Below are 16818 nucleotides of genomic sequence, written 5' to 3' on the forward strand. Positions count from 1 at the left end.
ACACAATGGCAAACAAACCATCCATACCCAAAGGCACGCGCGATTTCGGACCAACCGAAATGGCCAAACGCAACTACATCTTCGAAACAATCAGAAGCGTCTATGCCCTCTACGGCTATCAGCAAATAGAAACCCCAGCAATGGAAACCCTCCAAACACTTATGGGAAAATATGGCGAGGAGGGCGACCGACTGCTATTCAAAATCCTTAACTCGGGCGACTACTTCAAATCCATAACCGACCAGGAACTCACCGAGCGCAATACGCTGAAACTCCAAACAAAACTCTGCGAAAAAGGTTTGCGATACGACCTCACCGTGCCATTCGCACGCTACGTAGTAATGCACCGCGACGAACTGCAACTACCCTTTAAACGCTATCAAATTCAGCCCGTATGGCGGGCCGACCGTCCGCAAAAAGGCCGCTACCGTGAGTTCTATCAGTGCGACGCCGATGTGATAGGCTCAGAATCCTTACTCAACGAAGTGGAATTGATGCAAATAATCGATACCGTATTCACACGATTCGGAATCAGAGTCGTAATCAAGATTAACAACCGGAAAATCCTCACCGGAATAGCCGAAACCATTGGCGAAGCCGATAAAATAATAACCATCACAACCGCAATCGACAAGCTCGAAAAAATCGGGAAAGAAAAGGTAAACGAAGAACTTGCGCAAAACGGACTCTCCAACGAAGCTATCAACCGCCTTCAACCAATCATCGAACTCCAAGGCTCGAACAACCAAAAGCTCGATACCATCGCCAGCGTACTAGCCGAAAGCGAAACCGGCAAAAAAGGCGTAGACGAAACACAATTCATACTCCACACGCTAGAAAACACCGGTTTGAAGAACGAAATCCAACTCGACCTCACCCTAGCCCGCGGACTGAACTACTACACCGGCGCCATCTTTGAAGTAAAAGCCATCGACACCGAAATAGGCTCCATAACCGGCGGCGGACGATATGACAACCTCACCGGAATCTTTGGAATGCCCGGGATATCAGGCGTCGGAATAAGTTTCGGAGCCGACAGAATCTACGACGTTCTGAACACCCTCAACCTCTATCCCAACGACAGCGTGAGCGGCACCCAGATACTCTTCACCAACTTCGGAACCGACGAAACACGCTACATCATGCCCATCATCGCCACCCTCCGTCAAGCCGGTATACGCACAGAACTCTATCCCGACGCATCGAAAATGAAAAAGCAAATGACCTATGCCAACGCCAAACAAATTCCATTCGTAGCCATAGCCGGAGCCGACGAGATAAAAAACGGCGAAATAACCTTGAAAAACATGCTCACCGGAGAGCAAACAACACTCTCCCCCACCCTATTGCTCTCAACTTTGCAAAAAACACCTATCTAGTTCGGCGTATCTTACAGGTAGTCGGCACATCGTAGCAAACATAAAACCATCCCCCACTCCAAATCAATAAAACGTAAGGGCCTGCACGCATCCATCTATGGGCGTGCAGGCCTTTTTTAGATTAATTACCATCGTCGCAGGCGTTTTGCAAATTGCAAAAGGACTTTTATCGTTGTCGCGAACGATTTGTAATCTTACAAAATCAACATTACCATCGTCGCGGACGTTTTGCAAATTGCAAAAGGGCTTTTACCGTTGTCGCGAACGTTTTGTAATCTTACAAAAGCGATATTACCATCGTCGCGGACGTTTTGCAAATTGCAAAAGGGCTTTTACCGTCGTCGGGAACGTTTTGTAATCTTACAAAAGCGATATTACAATTGTCGCGGACGTTTTGCAAATTGCAAAAGGGCTTTTACCGGCGTCGCGGACGTTTTGCAAATTGCAAAACGGCTTTTACCGCCGTCGCGAACGATTTGTAATCTTACAAAAGCGATATTTGTCAGATAGTAGAGCATTCCGGCATGAGAGTACTCTTGAACCAGGAGGCGATTAGGTCAATTACCGGGCGTTGAAACCAGTAATCATCGCCATGGCCGGCGTCGGCAATCTCAATGAATTCAACAGGAGTATTGAGTTTCATAAGAGCTTCGTATAGATGAACACTTTGGAAACGTGACACCATCATATCGTGAGTACCGTGCATGATGAGGAATGGGGGTAAACCAGATTTTAGATGCCCCATAGGACTGGCCCAACGGGCACGCTCAAGGTCGTCGTGGATATCGTAACTGGGACTTCGGCCGTAGGTGACACCATTAAGCAACAGAGCCTCGGCAGCACTGGGTGAGCGATGAAAAGCTTGTATTTCGGGTGGAAAGCCCTCATCGACCGATGCTAGGTCAGATGGGCCAAATATATCGCAACAGGCTTGCGTTGCTGATGATTCTTCGAGAAAATCGCCTTCATCAAATTCTTTTTCGTCTGCAGTCATTGTGACTAATTGTGCAAGATAACCTCCGGCCGAGTTACCCATCACCCCGATGCGTTCTTTATCTATTCCGAATTGCTTAGCATGTGCGCGAAGGTAGCGCACGGCTGTCTTTCCATCAATTAGGATGGCGGGGAATGGGTGAGGAATAGTACGATATTCAACAGCGGCAACAACAAACCCTTCTAGGGCTAATCGCATTCTAAGTCGACCCCATTTTCCGTAGTCGGATGTTGTGAATCCTCCTCCAGGAAAATATATAACACATGGTTTCGGTTCCGACGTGTTGGGTACAAATAATGTCATGTGCAGGGAGTGTGTACCATTGTGGAAGTGTTGCGAATAGACTACTTCAGTAATGGTATCGATTCGTGGATCGGTTATTTCGATCTTTACAAGTCGACGTCCGGCTTGTGGTGTAACAAGGTCGGCTACGGGTTTTATCCTTGGATTTGATTTGTTCATTTTATTGAGAAGATTTAATCACGGAAAAAAATATCACGTGTGTATACTTTTTCCTTCACGTCGTCGAGCAAAGAGTCGTATCTGTTCGCAATAATAGCTTGGCATTTCTGCTTGAAAATGTCGAGGTTATTTGTTACTCGGCTACCAAAGAATGTAGAGTTGTCGGGAAGCGTCGGTTCGTAGATGACAACTTGCGCACCTTTAGCCTTAATGCGTTTCATTACCCCTTGAATGGAACTTTGTCTGAAATTATCACTATTCGATTTCATAGTGAGACGATAGACTCCGATGACACATTCTTTTTCCTCATCAGGATTATAGTCGCCCCGATCGAAGTAATCATAGTAGCCTGCTTTGTGTAGAACCTGATCGGCTATGAAATCCTTACGTGTTCTGTTGCTCTCAACTATGGCCTGAATTAGGTTTTCTGGCACATCAGCATAGTTTGCTAGGAGTTGCTTAGTATCTTTCGGTAAACAATAACCACCATAACCGAACGATGGATTATTATAGAACGCCCCCACTCTCGGGTCGAGACATACACCACGGATTATGTTTGCTGTGTCTAGGCCTTTCACTTCTGCATAGGTGTCAAGTTCGTTGAAATAGCTCACACGCAGGGCAAGATAGGTATTGGCAAACAACTTCACAGCTTCGGCTTCGGTTAGTCCCATAAAAAGTGTTGGTATATCGCGATCGATAGCGCCTTGCTTGAGTAGACTGGCAAAATGACTGGCGGCTTGCTGAAGTCTGGTGTCGTTGTCTGGCCTACCTATTATTATCCTACTCGGGTGTAAATTATCATAGAGCGCCTTGCTTTCACGCAGGAATTCAGGGGCAAATATTATATTGGGATTATTATATTTCCGGCGAACACTCTCGGTATAGCCCACCGGAACTGTAGATTTGATGACCATTATTGCATCGGGATTCACTCGCTGTACCATTTCTATTACTTCCTCGACGTGCGAAGTATCAAAATAGTTTCTAGCCGTATCGTAATTAGTAGGTGTTGCGATAACCACAAAGTCAGCGTAGCGATAGGCACATTCTGCATCAATAGTTGCAGTGAGTTGAAGCGGTTTATTTGCGATATATTCCTCAATATAATCATCCTGGATTGGCGAGCATCGATTGTTTATGAGTTCCACCTTTTCAGGAATCACATCGACAGCTGTCACAGGGTTATGCTGGCTAAGCAAGGTTGCTATGCTGAGGCCCACATAGCCTGTTCCGGCAACTGCAATCTTTGTTTCGTTTTCCATAATTATTTCTTTTTTAGAGTATCTTTCGCAGCTACTTTAGCTTCAGCTTCTTGTGCTTTTCTGTTGGCTTCGATGGCATTGGCCTTGCGATGATATTGCATTACTTTCTTTCCGAATTTAGCTGCCATAGAATCAGCAGATAGAAACACCATCGTTCCGTCGTCGTGCCCAACCTGGTCGTCGGGGATTCTGTTTCCTTGTTCATCAATAGTGTCTTTGTAAATATAGAGCCAACCATTATATATATGCCAACCCGTGTAAACAGTTACTTTGGGATATTCCACTGGACTTTCGTCTTCCAGCGTGTTCGACTTAACAATGTAACCAACTGGAGAGGCTTGATGATAGCTCTTAAGGGTAAATCCATATTCACGCGGCACGAAGAGCGCTTCTTTCATCGAATCAGTCATACTGGCCATTATCTCTTCTTCCGTTTTTGTTGCACTGGGTTTAAGCTTCGGAATCACCTGAAAAGTCCACGTGCCTTTCATCTGCTCGAGGTCTATCACCATCGTTGCCTCATTTTTATTGTGAGGGTTTATGAGCAGTGCCAGTTCATCGCCAATCTCAATATCGCCAAAAACCTGATGATTTTTCTGTGCATTGACAATATTATATCTCACCGGATCACCCCCTTCGTTGGGTAAGAAAACAATTACAGAATCCGAACACCCATCGCATGCCAAACCATAGATAGTTCGGTCGCCTTTAAGCTTTGTTTCCTTATCGATAGCTCCTCGGTCGCCGCTCGAAACGCGGTCATAACAAGCCATAAAAATAAAGGTTGAAAGCAAAAGCGTAATTATGAAAAACTTCTTCATTTTCTTTGATTTATTATGCGTGCAAAGGTAGCCCAATAATCGAGAACAAAGGGCGTCACAAGAGTTTTGAAAAATTTCTCTACTTTTGCACGCCAGGTTATATACAACATAATCCGGTTATTTTTAGAACAAGAATTATTTAATAATATGGGAAAAAAAATTCAGTTCAGTCTCATCTATCGAGACATGTGGCAGAGCTCTGGAAAGTTTCAGCCACGCAAGGACCAATTGGTGCGCATAGCTCCTATTTTCATTGAAATGGGTTGTTTCGCACGTGTTGAGACCAATGGTGGAGCTTTCGAACAGGTTAACCTGCTCGCAGGAGAGAATCCAAACGATTCAGTTCGCGCTTATTGTGAAATTCTGCACAAAGCCGGAATAAAAACTCACATGCTCGACCGCGGGTTGAACGCTTTGCGAATGTATCCCGTGCCTGACGATGTTCGCGCAATGATGTATCGCGTGAAGCATGCACAAGGAGTCGACATTCCACGCATTTTCGACGGACTGAATGACATCCGTAACATTGCCCCCTCTATCAAATGGGCAAAAGAAGCAGGAATGACTCCACAAGGAACACTTTGCATAACAACCTCACCCGTTCATACACTGGAATATTACAGTAAATTAGCTGATGAAGAAATCGCAGCCGGAGCAGAAGAAATTTGCTTAAAGGATATGGCTGGAATCGGCCAGCCGGCATTTCTTGGCCAGTTAACTAAAATGATAAAAGATAAACATCCCGATATCATCCTCGAATATCACGGCCATTCCGGTCCAGGTCTGTCAATGGCATCAATGCTCGAGGTTGCCAAAAACGGAATCGACATCCTCGACGTGGCCATCGAACCGCTGTCATGGGGAAAGGTTCATCCCGACGTAATCTCCGTGCAAAGCATGCTCAAAAACGCCGGCTTCGACGTGCCTGAAATAAATATGGACGCCTATATGAAGGCCCGCGCACTTACACAAGAATTCATAGACGAATGGTTGGGGTATTTCATCAATCCGCAAAACAAAATCATGAGTTCGCTATTACTTGACTGTGGACTTCCAGGTGGAATGATGGGCTCAATGATGGCCGACCTAGGTGGTATTCGAGCCTCTATTAACAACCTTCGTAAAAAGAAAGGCGAAGAAGAACTCAGCGTAGACGACATGCTCGTAAAACTATTCGACGAGGTAGCATATGTTTGGCCGCGCATAGGTTATCCACCACTCGTGACCCCATTCTCGCAATACACCAAGAATATCGCCCTGATGAACCTTCTCACTATAGAACAGGGCAAAGGACGATTCGTTATGATGGACGACTCTATGTGGGGAATGATTCTCGGACGAAGTGGAAAAGTACCCGGAGAAATATGCCAAGAGCTCAAAGAGCTGGCTGCACAGAAAGGACTACAATTCACCGACGCTGACCCGCATACACTCCTTCCCAATGCCCTCGACGACTTCCGTAAGGAGATGGACGAAAATAGATGGGAATACGGGCAGGATGAAGAAGAACTCTTCGAACTCGCAATGCATCCCGAGCAATATCGCAACTACAAGAGTGGCCAAGCTAAGAAAAACTTCCTGGCCGACCTCCAGGCAGCCAAAGACGCCAAGCTCGGCGCCAAGATAAGTCCCGAAGAAGCAACCGCTTTCAAACACGCCAAGGCCGATGCTATCGTAGCCCCTGTAAAAGGACAAATATTTTGGGAATTCCAAGGCGACGGAGAAATCTCCCCAGCCATCGAGCCATACATTGGCAAGGAATATAAAGAATCTGACACCTTCTGCTACATTCTCTCACCCTGGGGTGAATTTGTCGACATTCCTGCCAACCTAGGTGGTAAACTTGTTGAAATAAACGCCAAACAAGGTTCGAAAATCAATAAGGGCGACGTGATAGCTTACATTGAGCGTCCACACGAAGCATAAACAAGTCTGTTCAGTTAATCTTCTCTATATGCACGATTCATTCCTTTTCGGAATGAATCGTGTTTTTTTATGCTTAAATGAGAATCCAACAATATAAATCAAAAATGTAAAGTCCCTTGTAAATCGTTGTATTTACAAGGGACTTATAGTACCCAGAGCTGGTACAAAGCAGGTAAAACAAGAGAAACGAAAATAATATATTATACTGACAATCAACTATTTATATTTGGCAATTTTACCCGTTCTTGCCTGTTTTTAGTTAGATACTACACTTTGACATTCGGAACTTTTTAGTATCTCATGCAAAATAAGAAAATATCTGAAAATAAATGAGTTAATGATTTTACTCGGTTCTATACTCATTCAGGTACATAACTATCAATTATGGCAAAATTAGAAAATAAAGCAAAGGAAAATCCGAAATTGGAGCAAAATGTGCTTTCTGATGGTCGAATAAGTCTTTATCTGGAGTATTATCTCGGTAGAGAAGAAACGCCAGTGTTGGACGAAAACGGTAATCCTGTTTTGTACGAAACAGGAAAGATGGCTGGTAAGCCCAAAGTACATATTAAGCATAACAGGCGAAAAGAGAATTTGCAGTTGTACTTGATAGCTAAGCCCCGTACTCCTGCGGAAAGGCAACAGAACAAGGAAACTCTTGAATTGGCTGCCAAAATTCGTGCGGAGCGTGAACAGGAATTTAAGGAGAGTATGCTCGGTTACCGTTTGAAGAAAGATAGAAATATCAACTTCCTAGACTACTATCAGGCTTACATAGATACTTACTCGAAGAAAGACCTGCGAATGATTAAGATTGCCTTGAACCGTTTTAATGACTTTTTGAAAGAGCAATATCCTGTTTATGAATTTAGTATTAAGCCCGAACTAATAACCAAAGATATGATGGAACACTTTGTTGAATATTTGCAATCACGAAGTGTTGTTGAAGGAGCAAAAAGTATCTATCAGCGTTTCAAGAAAGTTATACATTATGCCATTGACCATGAAGTAATGCAGAAAGATCCCTGCAAAGGTGTTGTGTGCAAGGTAGATGACCAAGTGTTGCGCAAAGATGTACTCTCAATGGACGAAATACAGGCATTGATTCAATGTCATTATGAGAATGAGAATCCTAATGTTAGACGTGCTTTTATTCTCTGTCTCTATTGTGGCCTACGCTTCTGTGATGTAAAAGACCTTACCTATAAGAATGTAGATTATACCAATCGCCTGCTGAAGTTTGAACAGAATAAGACCAAAGGACATTCTGCACATAGTGGTGTAGTTATTCCTCTGAACAACGGATTGCTTTCATTGATAGGTGAAGCACCTGAGGATTTAAGTTCCTCTATCTTCAACCTCCCTTCATATGAGAGCTGCAGCAAATCTGTTAAACGATGGGTGAAACGTGCTAGCATTAACAAACACATCAGTTGGCATTGTGCTCGCCATAGCTTTGCAGTGAATATCCTCAACAATGGGGCTAACATCAAAACCGTCGCCAGTTTATTAGGACATAGCGGATTGAAACACACCGAGAAATATACTCGTGCTGTGGATAAATTGAAGCCGGAGGCAATCAATAGTTTGCCTGAATTGAAGATTTAAGATGAAAAACGAATTGAAAAACATTTTTTTGATTCAACAGAACTGTATTTTTGCATGAAAAGCATGTGCTTTAAGAAATAATGAGTAATTTTATGGCGTAATCAAGTTACATAAGTATGGAACGTAAGAAAATCAATCGCCTAAAGGTGGTACTCGCCGAGAAAGGAATGACAAATAAACAACTGGCAGAAATCTTGGATAAAGACCCTGCGGTTATATCAAAGTGGGTTACGAATGTAGCCCAACCCAATGTTGAAATGTTCATTCAGTTGGCAAAGATATTGGGAGTGAGAGTTGATGATTTGTTGTGGACAGATGATTTGTAGTTGGCTATTGAAGGAATTGTATTATGGCACGAATTTATGATAATATAGAAAGCAAGTTTGCCGAAGGGCTGCAAGGAATTATTACCAATACGGGTGTAAAGCGCGTGGACTTCTGCGTTGGTTATTTTAATCTGCGTGGATGGAATATTGTTGTTGACCAAATTGATTCGCTTACTGGCGATTATATCTATGAAAACGATGAACGCGTATTTCGCAAATGTAGATTGCTCATTGGTATGCATCGCCCAGCCGAAGAGATAATACGGCAGCTTTACACAGAACAGCCATTGCCTGATACCAATTATGTAAGCCAGTGCAAACTGGCGATAAGTCGTGAGTTCAGACGCCAGCTGCAATTAGGTTTCCCTACAAAACAGGATGAGTTCACGCTTCGTCGCCTTTCCAAACAGATGAAAGACGAAAAGGTATGCGTGAAGTTATATCTTCGTGAACCACTTCATGCAAAACTCTATCTTGCCTATCGTCCTGATGATAATTTCAATAAGATTCAAGCCATCATGGGTAGTAGCAATCTTACCTATTCGGGACTTACAAGGCAAGGAGAGTTGAACGCTGAATTTGGAGATAGTGATAGTGCTGAAAAATTAGCTTGTTGGTTTGATGAACGTTGGGAAGATAAGTTTTGTCTTGATATAACTAAAGAGTTAATAGAAATTATCGATAATAGCTGGGCTGGCGATAAAGACATTCCTCCTTACTACATCTATCTCAAAACTGCATATCACTTAAGTGAAGAAGCACGCTCTGGAATTAAAGAGTTTACGATTCCTGCAGAATTTAAGAATAGTCTTTTTGACTTTCAACAGACAGCTGTAAAGATTGCTGCCCGTCATCTTAACAATGAGAAACGTGGTGGAGCAATGATTGGAGACGTTGTTGGATTGGGAAAAACCATAACAGCTTGTGCTATTGCGAAAATGTATGAAAACACCTTTGGCAGCAACACGCTGATAATCTGTCCTGCCAACTTGCAGGATATGTGGGCAAAGTATCGTAAACAGTATGACCTGAAGGCAGATATTATATCGATGGCAAAACCTATCGATGTAGACAATGCACGCTACTACAAGCTCATCATCGTAGACGAGAGCCACAACTTGCGCAACAGTCAAGGTATGCGCTATCGCAATATCAGAGATTTGATACAGAAACAGGATTGCAAAGTATTGTTGCTTACAGCTACACCCTATAACAAACAATACAAAGATTTGAGCAGTCAGTTGCGTTTGTTTATAGATGATGACACCGACTTGGGTATTCGTCCGGAGGCCTATATCCGTGAGATTGGTGGTGAAAGGAAGTTTGCCGAGAAGCACGAGGACTTTATACGCAGCATCAAGGCGTTTGAACGAAGTGATTGTCAGGAAGACTGGCAAGAACTGATGAAACTCTTCCTGATTCGACGTACACGCACCTTCATTAAAGATAATTATGCTAAGACCGACCCCACGAATGGGCGAAAGTATTTGGAGTTCAAGGATGGGCATAAGTCGTATTTCCCTGATCGGGTGCCCAAAGCCGTCAAATTCAAAACAGCTGATGGTGACCAATATAGCAGGCTTTATTCAGAACAAATGATTGGACTGATGGAGAGCTTGAATCTTCCTCGTTACGGTCTGATACATTACTTAGACAAGAAGAAAGCAGAAGATGCATCGAAGTATGAGAAGAACCTGATAGAAAACCTATCACGTGCAGGAGCACGTATGATGGGATTTTGTAAGAGCACCTTCTTCAAACGTATCGACAGTAGCGGTTTCTCGTTCCTGATTACCCTGTTCCGCCACATACTGCGTAATGCCGTATATCTCTATGCTATCGACAATAAATTGAAGTTGCCCGTCAGTGATGAAAATACGTTCCCTGAGGATTTCATAGATGATGCAGATATCAACGATGTATTTACAAACGACGACGAGCATGAAGAGTATTCCTCCGGCGACAACCTAATAACCGTTCCCAACGACATGCAGGTCTACATGGATAAAGCTAAGGAGTATTACAATGGCTTGATTGGCAAGAACAATGTGCAATGGATAGATTCCAAGTACTTTAAGCGCACGCTCAAGCAGCAATTGAAAAAAGATTGCGAGCAACTGATTGCCATGATTAACCTATGTGACGCATGGAATCCACAGACCGATCAAAAGCTCAATGAGTTGGAAGGCTTATTGAACGATAAGCATCAGAAGGATAAGATTGTGGTCTTTACGCAATATTCAGATACGGCAAACTACGTATATTATCAACTCAAGAAGCGTGGTTTCAAGCACATAGAGAAAGTGACGGGAGGCACAAAGAATCCAACGGATGTTGTTGACAGATTTTCGCCCATTAGTAACAAGGCTGATGTTTCCACAGAGAATGAATTGCGTGTGCTGATAGCAACTGATGTGCTGAGTGAAGGGCAAAACCTGCAAGATTCACATGTCATCGTGAACTACGATCTGCCGTGGGCTATTATCCGACTTATTCAGCGTGCAGGACGTGTGGATCGTATCGATCAGAGTTCTGAGCAAATCTATTGTTATTCTTTCTTCCCTGCTGACAAAGTAGAGGAGATTATTCGCTTACGCACACGCCTTAACGAACGAATTAATGAAAATGCTGGTATTGTGGGGAGTGATGAGGTGTTCTTTGAGGGCAACGAACAGAACCTACGTGATATGTATAATGAGAATAGTAGTAGCTTAGACGAGGATGAAGATGATATAGAAGTCGACCTTGGGTCACAAGCTTACCAGATATGGAAGAATGCAACAGATGCCAATCCAGACTTAAAACGTATTATCCCAGCAATACCAAACATCGCTTATTCTACAAAGGCAGCAAATGACATTAGTGAGGATGGCGTTATTACCTACGCACGCACTTATAATGACTTCGACGTACTTTCGTGGTATAATTCTAAAGGAGATATTGTTAGTCAGTCGCAAAAGCGTATCCTGCAAACAATGGCATGCACCATTAAAGAACCTTGTCTACCTGCACAGGATAATCATCTGTCATTGGTTGAGAAAGCGGTAAAAAGTATTAAGAACGAGAACACTAATGTTGGAGGTATCCTTGGTAGTCGATTCAGTACTAAACGTAAAATCTATGAGTTGCTGAATCACTATTATGAGCAACCTTTAAATCTTTTTAATACGCAAGCAAAGAAAGATATATTAAAGTTTGCTATCGACCAAGTATACAACTATCCGTTATTGGAAAACTCTAAATTTATCCTTGGTAGAATGATGCGTACAGGCAATACACATGACGATATTGTCGACACTGTCATTGAAATGTATGAGAATGCAAATCTTTGTCGTATAGACGAAGACAAAATTAAACATAAAGACCCTGTGATTATCTGTTCTATGGGATTAAAAAAATAAAATAATGAAAAGGAATATATTCAACCAGTATATATCAGCATCCGATTTTAAGGGACTGTTCGTAAGTGAAATGCTATGGAACAACCCTTTAGGAGCTACACAACTACCCGAAATAACAATAGAAGACAAAACGTTTCACATAAAGGAGATTGCCGAACGAAATGGATTTCAAATTCTGCAATGCCATGTCGAAGATATTCCTTCGTCGGCCATGTGCAAGAAGATTGACCATAAGATTCGGAAGAATGCCGAAAACTATATTTGCATCTTTATGGTTTCGAGTACGGTGCACCATCTTTGGGTGGCTCCTGTGAAAAAGGTAGAGAAGCGGGATATCGTGTTGGTTGAATATGATTCGCTTGACAAAGCAGGGTTCTTGTTTGAGAAAATGGAGGCTCTGTCGTTCACCCTGGAAGATAATCCCACCATTCTCGACATCATAGCGAAGGTGCAGGCGGCATTTCTCATCAATTCAGAGAAAATCACCAAAGACTTCTATGCCGGGTTCAAGAAAGAGCATAGCAACTTCGCTAAATTCATCTCTGGCATTGACGACCATATCGATGACAAGCAGAATAAGAACAAGCAGTGGTACACCTCGGTGATGCTCAATAGGCTGATGTTCTGTTATTTCATTCAGAAGAAAGAGTTTCTCGATGGAGACGTGGATTACCTGCGACACAAATTAGAGTGGACACGTCAGCAGGATGGCGAAAACCGCTTTTTCAACAAGTTCTATAAAGGCTTTCTTGTCAACCTGTTCCATGATGGACTCAATGCGCCCAAACACAGCCATGAGTTTGAAAAGATTTATGGGCGCATTCCTTATCTGAATGGTGGCATGTTCGATGTGCACCAAATAGAAAGGGAATATGCTAATTTGGATATTGCTGATGAGGCTTTTATTAGTCTCTTCGACTTCTTCGATAAATGGCATTGGCATTTAGACGACCGTATGACTGCTTCTGGACGTGATATCAATCCTGATGTCTTAGGATATATATTTGAGCAATATATCAACGACCGAGCCCAAATGGGAGCTTATTACACAAAGGAGGATATTACTGAATATATCGGGCGTAACACGATTGTCCCTTATTTAATGTCTACTGTTAAGCGTAAAGATGAAAAGCATTTCCACGCAAACAGCGAACTATGGCAGTATCTGAAAGAGAGTGGTGATAAGTACATCTTCGATGCTATGAAGAAAGGAGTTGACCAAACTATTCCTGAGGAAATAGCAATAGGACTTGACACCACAAAGCCCAACCTTTTGGAACGTCGTTGCCATTGGAACGAGCGCACACCTGAAGCATTAGCTCTACCTACAGAGATTTGGCGTGAGACCATTGAACGACTACAACGTTACAACAACATTAAAGAGAAAATTGTAAAAGGAGAAATCACTGACGTCAATGATTTCATCACTTACAACCTCAACATACGCCAGTTTGTAACTGATTATCTTGCACACACACAAGACCATCTGTTTGTAAAGCATTTCTACCATGCATTGCAGCATGTCACAATACTCGACCCTACCTGTGGTTCGGGGGCTTTCCTCTTTGCTGCACTCAATATCCTTGAGCCGCTCTACGAGGTATGCATCAACCGTATGCAGGAATTCAATGCAAAGAATTCTCAACTCTTCAAACAAGAGCTACAGGAGATTGAACATAAATATCGTTCTAACATACAATACTTCATCTATAAGAGCATCATTCTCCGCAATCTCTATGGTGTCGACATTATGGTCGAAGCTACAGAAATAGCCAAACTACGTTTGTTCCTAAAGATGGTGGCAGTAGTTGAAGTAGACAAACGTGACCCGAACTTAGGACTTGACCCTTTGCCCGACATCGATTTCAACATCCGTTGTGGCAACACGCTTGTGGGCTATGCTACACAGAAAGAACTGGAACGGGACTTGGTGCAAGGCGATATGTTTGCCATTGAAGAATTTAAGGCAAAAGTGAATGATGAGATGGATAAGGTAGCCCGCACTTACGACATATTCAAGAACATACAACTGAAGCAAACAGAGGATATGGCAGCTTTCAAGCATGCCAAACATGAGCTGAAAGAACGGCTCACACAGCTTAACGACCTGTTGAATCATAAAATGTTTGGTGCTGTGGGCACTGCCGCTGATTACGAGGCCTGGTATCAGTTGCACCAACCCTTTCATTGGCTTGCTGAATTCTACGATATTATCAATGATCACGGAGGATTCGATGTGATTATTGGGAATCCACCGTATGTGGAGAATAGACCATCTAATATACGATACAGGATTTTACATTATGAGACAATAGCGTGTGGAAACCTATATGCTTTTACGTTAGAAAGGGAATACTCTCTAATTAATGAAAAAGGACTGATGGGAAACATCGTTCCTGTCTCAATTATGTCTACTCCTGGTTATGTAAATTTGCGGAAGTTTATCCATAAAAAAGGGACAAGCTATTTTTCATCATACAACATCCATCCGTGTTGTCTTTTTGAGGGTGTGCATCCACGACTTGCTATTGTTATAAATACTCTTGACAGCATAAACAATGATGTTTATGTATCTCAATACTACAAATGGACAGTATCAGAAAGATCTATTCTTTTTAGGAAATGTTGCTATATAAAACTTGCATTAGAATTAGTAGACAGTTCTATAAATCGCTCCTTCCCGAAAATATCAAATAACATCCAAAACCAGATTCTTTTAAAAATTAAGCGAGAAAAGAAACCAATTGGTTATTATCAGATGAAACAGGGTGTTTCCTTTTGGTACAGACGGGCATTCGGTGCATTCATCTTGTTCTACGATAAAAAACCATTAATGTTTGATGAATATGGGCATCAAATAGTTCCAACCGAATTAAAGGAACTTGTTTTCGACGAAAAATACCAAGATATAATTTTAGCTGTTTATCACTCATCCTTATTCTATTGGTTTACGTATTCATTTAGTGATTGTAGAAATATCAATAAACCTGAGGTCGAGGATTTTCAGATTAACTTGGATACATGTAAACAAAACTATAGTCGTTTATTGGGCAGCCTTTCTTTAAAACTATCTAAAGATTTGCAAGCTAATTCTCAGTTCTTAGAATATAATTATTCTTCAGGTTGGAGACGGTTTCAAGCATTCTATCCACGGAAGTCTAAGCCCATTATTGACGAGATAGACAAGCTCCTTGCTCGTCACTATGGCTTTACCGAAGAAGAGTTAGATTTCATTATCAACTACGACATTAAATATCGTATGGGTGATGAATTAAACGAGGAATAATCAATAAAGTTAAGTTTTATGTCACGTTTTATATTATACACTTTTCAATGTGCTCCTTTGCAGAACAGAGAAAAACATCTGTTTGAGAATTTACCTTCTATCCAAGAACGGATGGATAATAAATTAGAGTATATCCGTAATATCATTACAAGTCCTGGGTTTAAATTTAAGAGTAAGAAAGATGGAGAGTTTAACTTCAAACTTTTCTACGATCACGAAGGCCTTCTAGTTTTTAGGATTGCTAATAATAAAGCATTAAACCTTGAAGAAAACTTTAAAAATACCCAACATCATTATTCTCCTAGTTGCTTTGTTATCTTAGACAATAGAGAAAATATACAGCAAGTTGCAATTGAAGAAGATAAAAAGTCTTTTTCAAGTACAGATGTTGTTAGAAACATATTAGAATATACTCTAAAAAAGAGGCTCCTTAATAATGGTCTTACCATTGAAATAAAAAAAGAATACGAACAAAAAGAGTTTTGGGAGCTTGTTGGCAAGCAAACTAAAGGTGTATCAATGGTACGATTCACATTATCTTATCCAAATCTTGGAAGAGTACATGATAGTATAGAAAAATTTCTTAATTCTGAAAGTAAAGCTGTAAATAGTAAAAAGACAGAGTTGGAGTTTTGTTCAGATAACTCTGAACAATTAGAATTACATGAAAGCAATACTCAATTGGCAGGATTAGTTGAAGCATCAGCAAAGAGCGGTAATCCAATAACTATAAAGGCTCGTGGAATAAAAAAATTTATTCGGACTGGAGAAACTATAAAAAGTTTTGAAATAGATGATTTAGAAGCAAAGATGGCATCATCAGATTTGTTTCAAAATCTATCAGGGTGGTTAAAGCATCAGTACGATAATGAAAATGCTTAATACATTATTTAGATATATTGGATATGCTACAGTTTCTGTGTCTATTGGATACGTGTCATATCTTGGTGGGCAAGAGTATGATTATCTTTTTAAAATAAGTGGAAATTTAGTACCTATATTGATATCTCTTCTCGTATTTTACGTGACAATATTTGGAAGTATTTTAAAGGAACTAATTTGCTATAAAAATAGAACGAATGCAGATACAAGTGACGTTTTGAAAAATATAAAATTAGAAATTATAATAGAGATGATACTGATTATATTTTCTCTACTCTGTTTTATTGCACGAGGAGCTTGTGAAACTTTAGCCCCTAACACTATAAAGCCGTTTATAGCTACAGTTTCTAATTCAATAACAGTTTTTTCAATCATCTATTTTTTATTAGCTATATATGATTCAATATTGGGTTTATGGGACTTAATAGAAGCGAATAATAAAAAATGAATGAAGCTTAATTATATCTT

General features: G+C 41.3%; 11 protein-coding genes. 8 read left to right on the plus strand and 3 right to left on the minus strand.

From position 1 onward, the window contains the following. Positions 1 to 5 precede the first annotated feature (5 nt). Positions 6 to 1379 (plus strand): histidine--tRNA ligase, encoded by a 1374-nt coding sequence (hisS, locus tag HMPREF9140_RS04655; protein WP_006952146.1) that lies wholly within the window; start codon positions 6 to 8, stop codon positions 1377 to 1379. Positions 1380 to 1881: 502 nt separating this feature from the next. Here hisS and HMPREF9140_RS04660 read toward each other — a convergent pair. Genes HMPREF9140_RS04660 through HMPREF9140_RS04670 form a run of 3 tightly spaced genes read right to left on the minus strand, consistent with a single transcriptional unit; the run spans position 1882 to position 4921 of the window. Next, positions 1882 to 2835, minus strand: a complete 954-nt coding sequence (locus HMPREF9140_RS04660) for an alpha/beta hydrolase (protein ID WP_006952147.1) — start codon at positions 2833 to 2835, stop codon at positions 1882 to 1884. A 14-nt stretch (positions 2836 to 2849) separates the two neighbouring features. After that, entirely contained in the window at positions 2850 to 4100 is a 1251-nt protein-coding gene (locus HMPREF9140_RS04665) for a nucleotide sugar dehydrogenase (protein ID WP_006952149.1), read from the minus strand. Positions 4101 to 4102: 2 nt separating this feature from the next. Then, positions 4103 to 4921 (minus strand): hypothetical protein, encoded by an 819-nt coding sequence (locus tag HMPREF9140_RS04670; RefSeq protein ID WP_006952151.1) that lies wholly within the window; start codon positions 4919 to 4921, stop codon positions 4103 to 4105. 147 nt (positions 4922 to 5068) lie between these two features. Here HMPREF9140_RS04670 and HMPREF9140_RS04675 point away from each other — a divergent pair, with 147 nt between their 5' ends. The 7 genes from HMPREF9140_RS04675 (at position 5069) to HMPREF9140_RS04705 (ending at position 16798) form a co-directional block, all read left to right on the plus strand. After that, positions 5069 to 6847, plus strand: a complete 1779-nt coding sequence (locus tag HMPREF9140_RS04675; RefSeq protein WP_006952155.1) for a biotin/lipoyl-binding protein — start codon at positions 5069 to 5071, stop codon at positions 6845 to 6847. Between the two features lie 384 nt (positions 6848 to 7231). Continuing rightward, complete coding sequence (locus HMPREF9140_RS04680) at positions 7232 to 8455, plus strand: site-specific integrase (protein ID WP_006952158.1); 1224 nt, start codon at positions 7232 to 7234, stop codon at positions 8453 to 8455. A gap of 116 nt (positions 8456 to 8571) precedes the next feature. Next, on the plus strand, positions 8572 to 8781 hold the full coding sequence (locus HMPREF9140_RS04685) for a helix-turn-helix transcriptional regulator (RefSeq protein ID WP_006952162.1): 210 nt from the start codon (positions 8572 to 8574) through the stop codon (positions 8779 to 8781). A 23-nt stretch (positions 8782 to 8804) separates the two neighbouring features. Beyond that, positions 8805 to 12182: a helicase-related protein gene (locus HMPREF9140_RS04690; protein ID WP_006952165.1), complete on the plus strand. Its 3378-nt coding sequence runs from the start codon at positions 8805 to 8807 to the stop codon at positions 12180 to 12182. 4 nt (positions 12183 to 12186) lie between these two features. Then, positions 12187 to 15468: an Eco57I restriction-modification methylase domain-containing protein gene (locus HMPREF9140_RS04695; protein ID WP_006952166.1), complete on the plus strand. Its 3282-nt coding sequence runs from the start codon at positions 12187 to 12189 to the stop codon at positions 15466 to 15468. Between the two features lie 111 nt (positions 15469 to 15579). Further along, complete coding sequence (locus HMPREF9140_RS04700) at positions 15580 to 16350, plus strand: hypothetical protein (RefSeq protein WP_155799217.1); 771 nt, start codon at positions 15580 to 15582, stop codon at positions 16348 to 16350. Further along, positions 16337 to 16798 (plus strand): hypothetical protein, encoded by a 462-nt coding sequence (locus HMPREF9140_RS04705; RefSeq protein WP_006952168.1) that lies wholly within the window; start codon positions 16337 to 16339, stop codon positions 16796 to 16798. The genes HMPREF9140_RS04700 and HMPREF9140_RS04705 overlap by 14 nt, the downstream gene beginning before the upstream one ends. The last annotated feature ends 20 nt before the right edge of the window (positions 16799 to 16818 follow it).

Source organism: Prevotella micans F0438, assembly GCF_000243035.1.
Classification (GTDB): domain Bacteria; phylum Bacteroidota; class Bacteroidia; order Bacteroidales; family Bacteroidaceae; genus Prevotella; species Prevotella micans.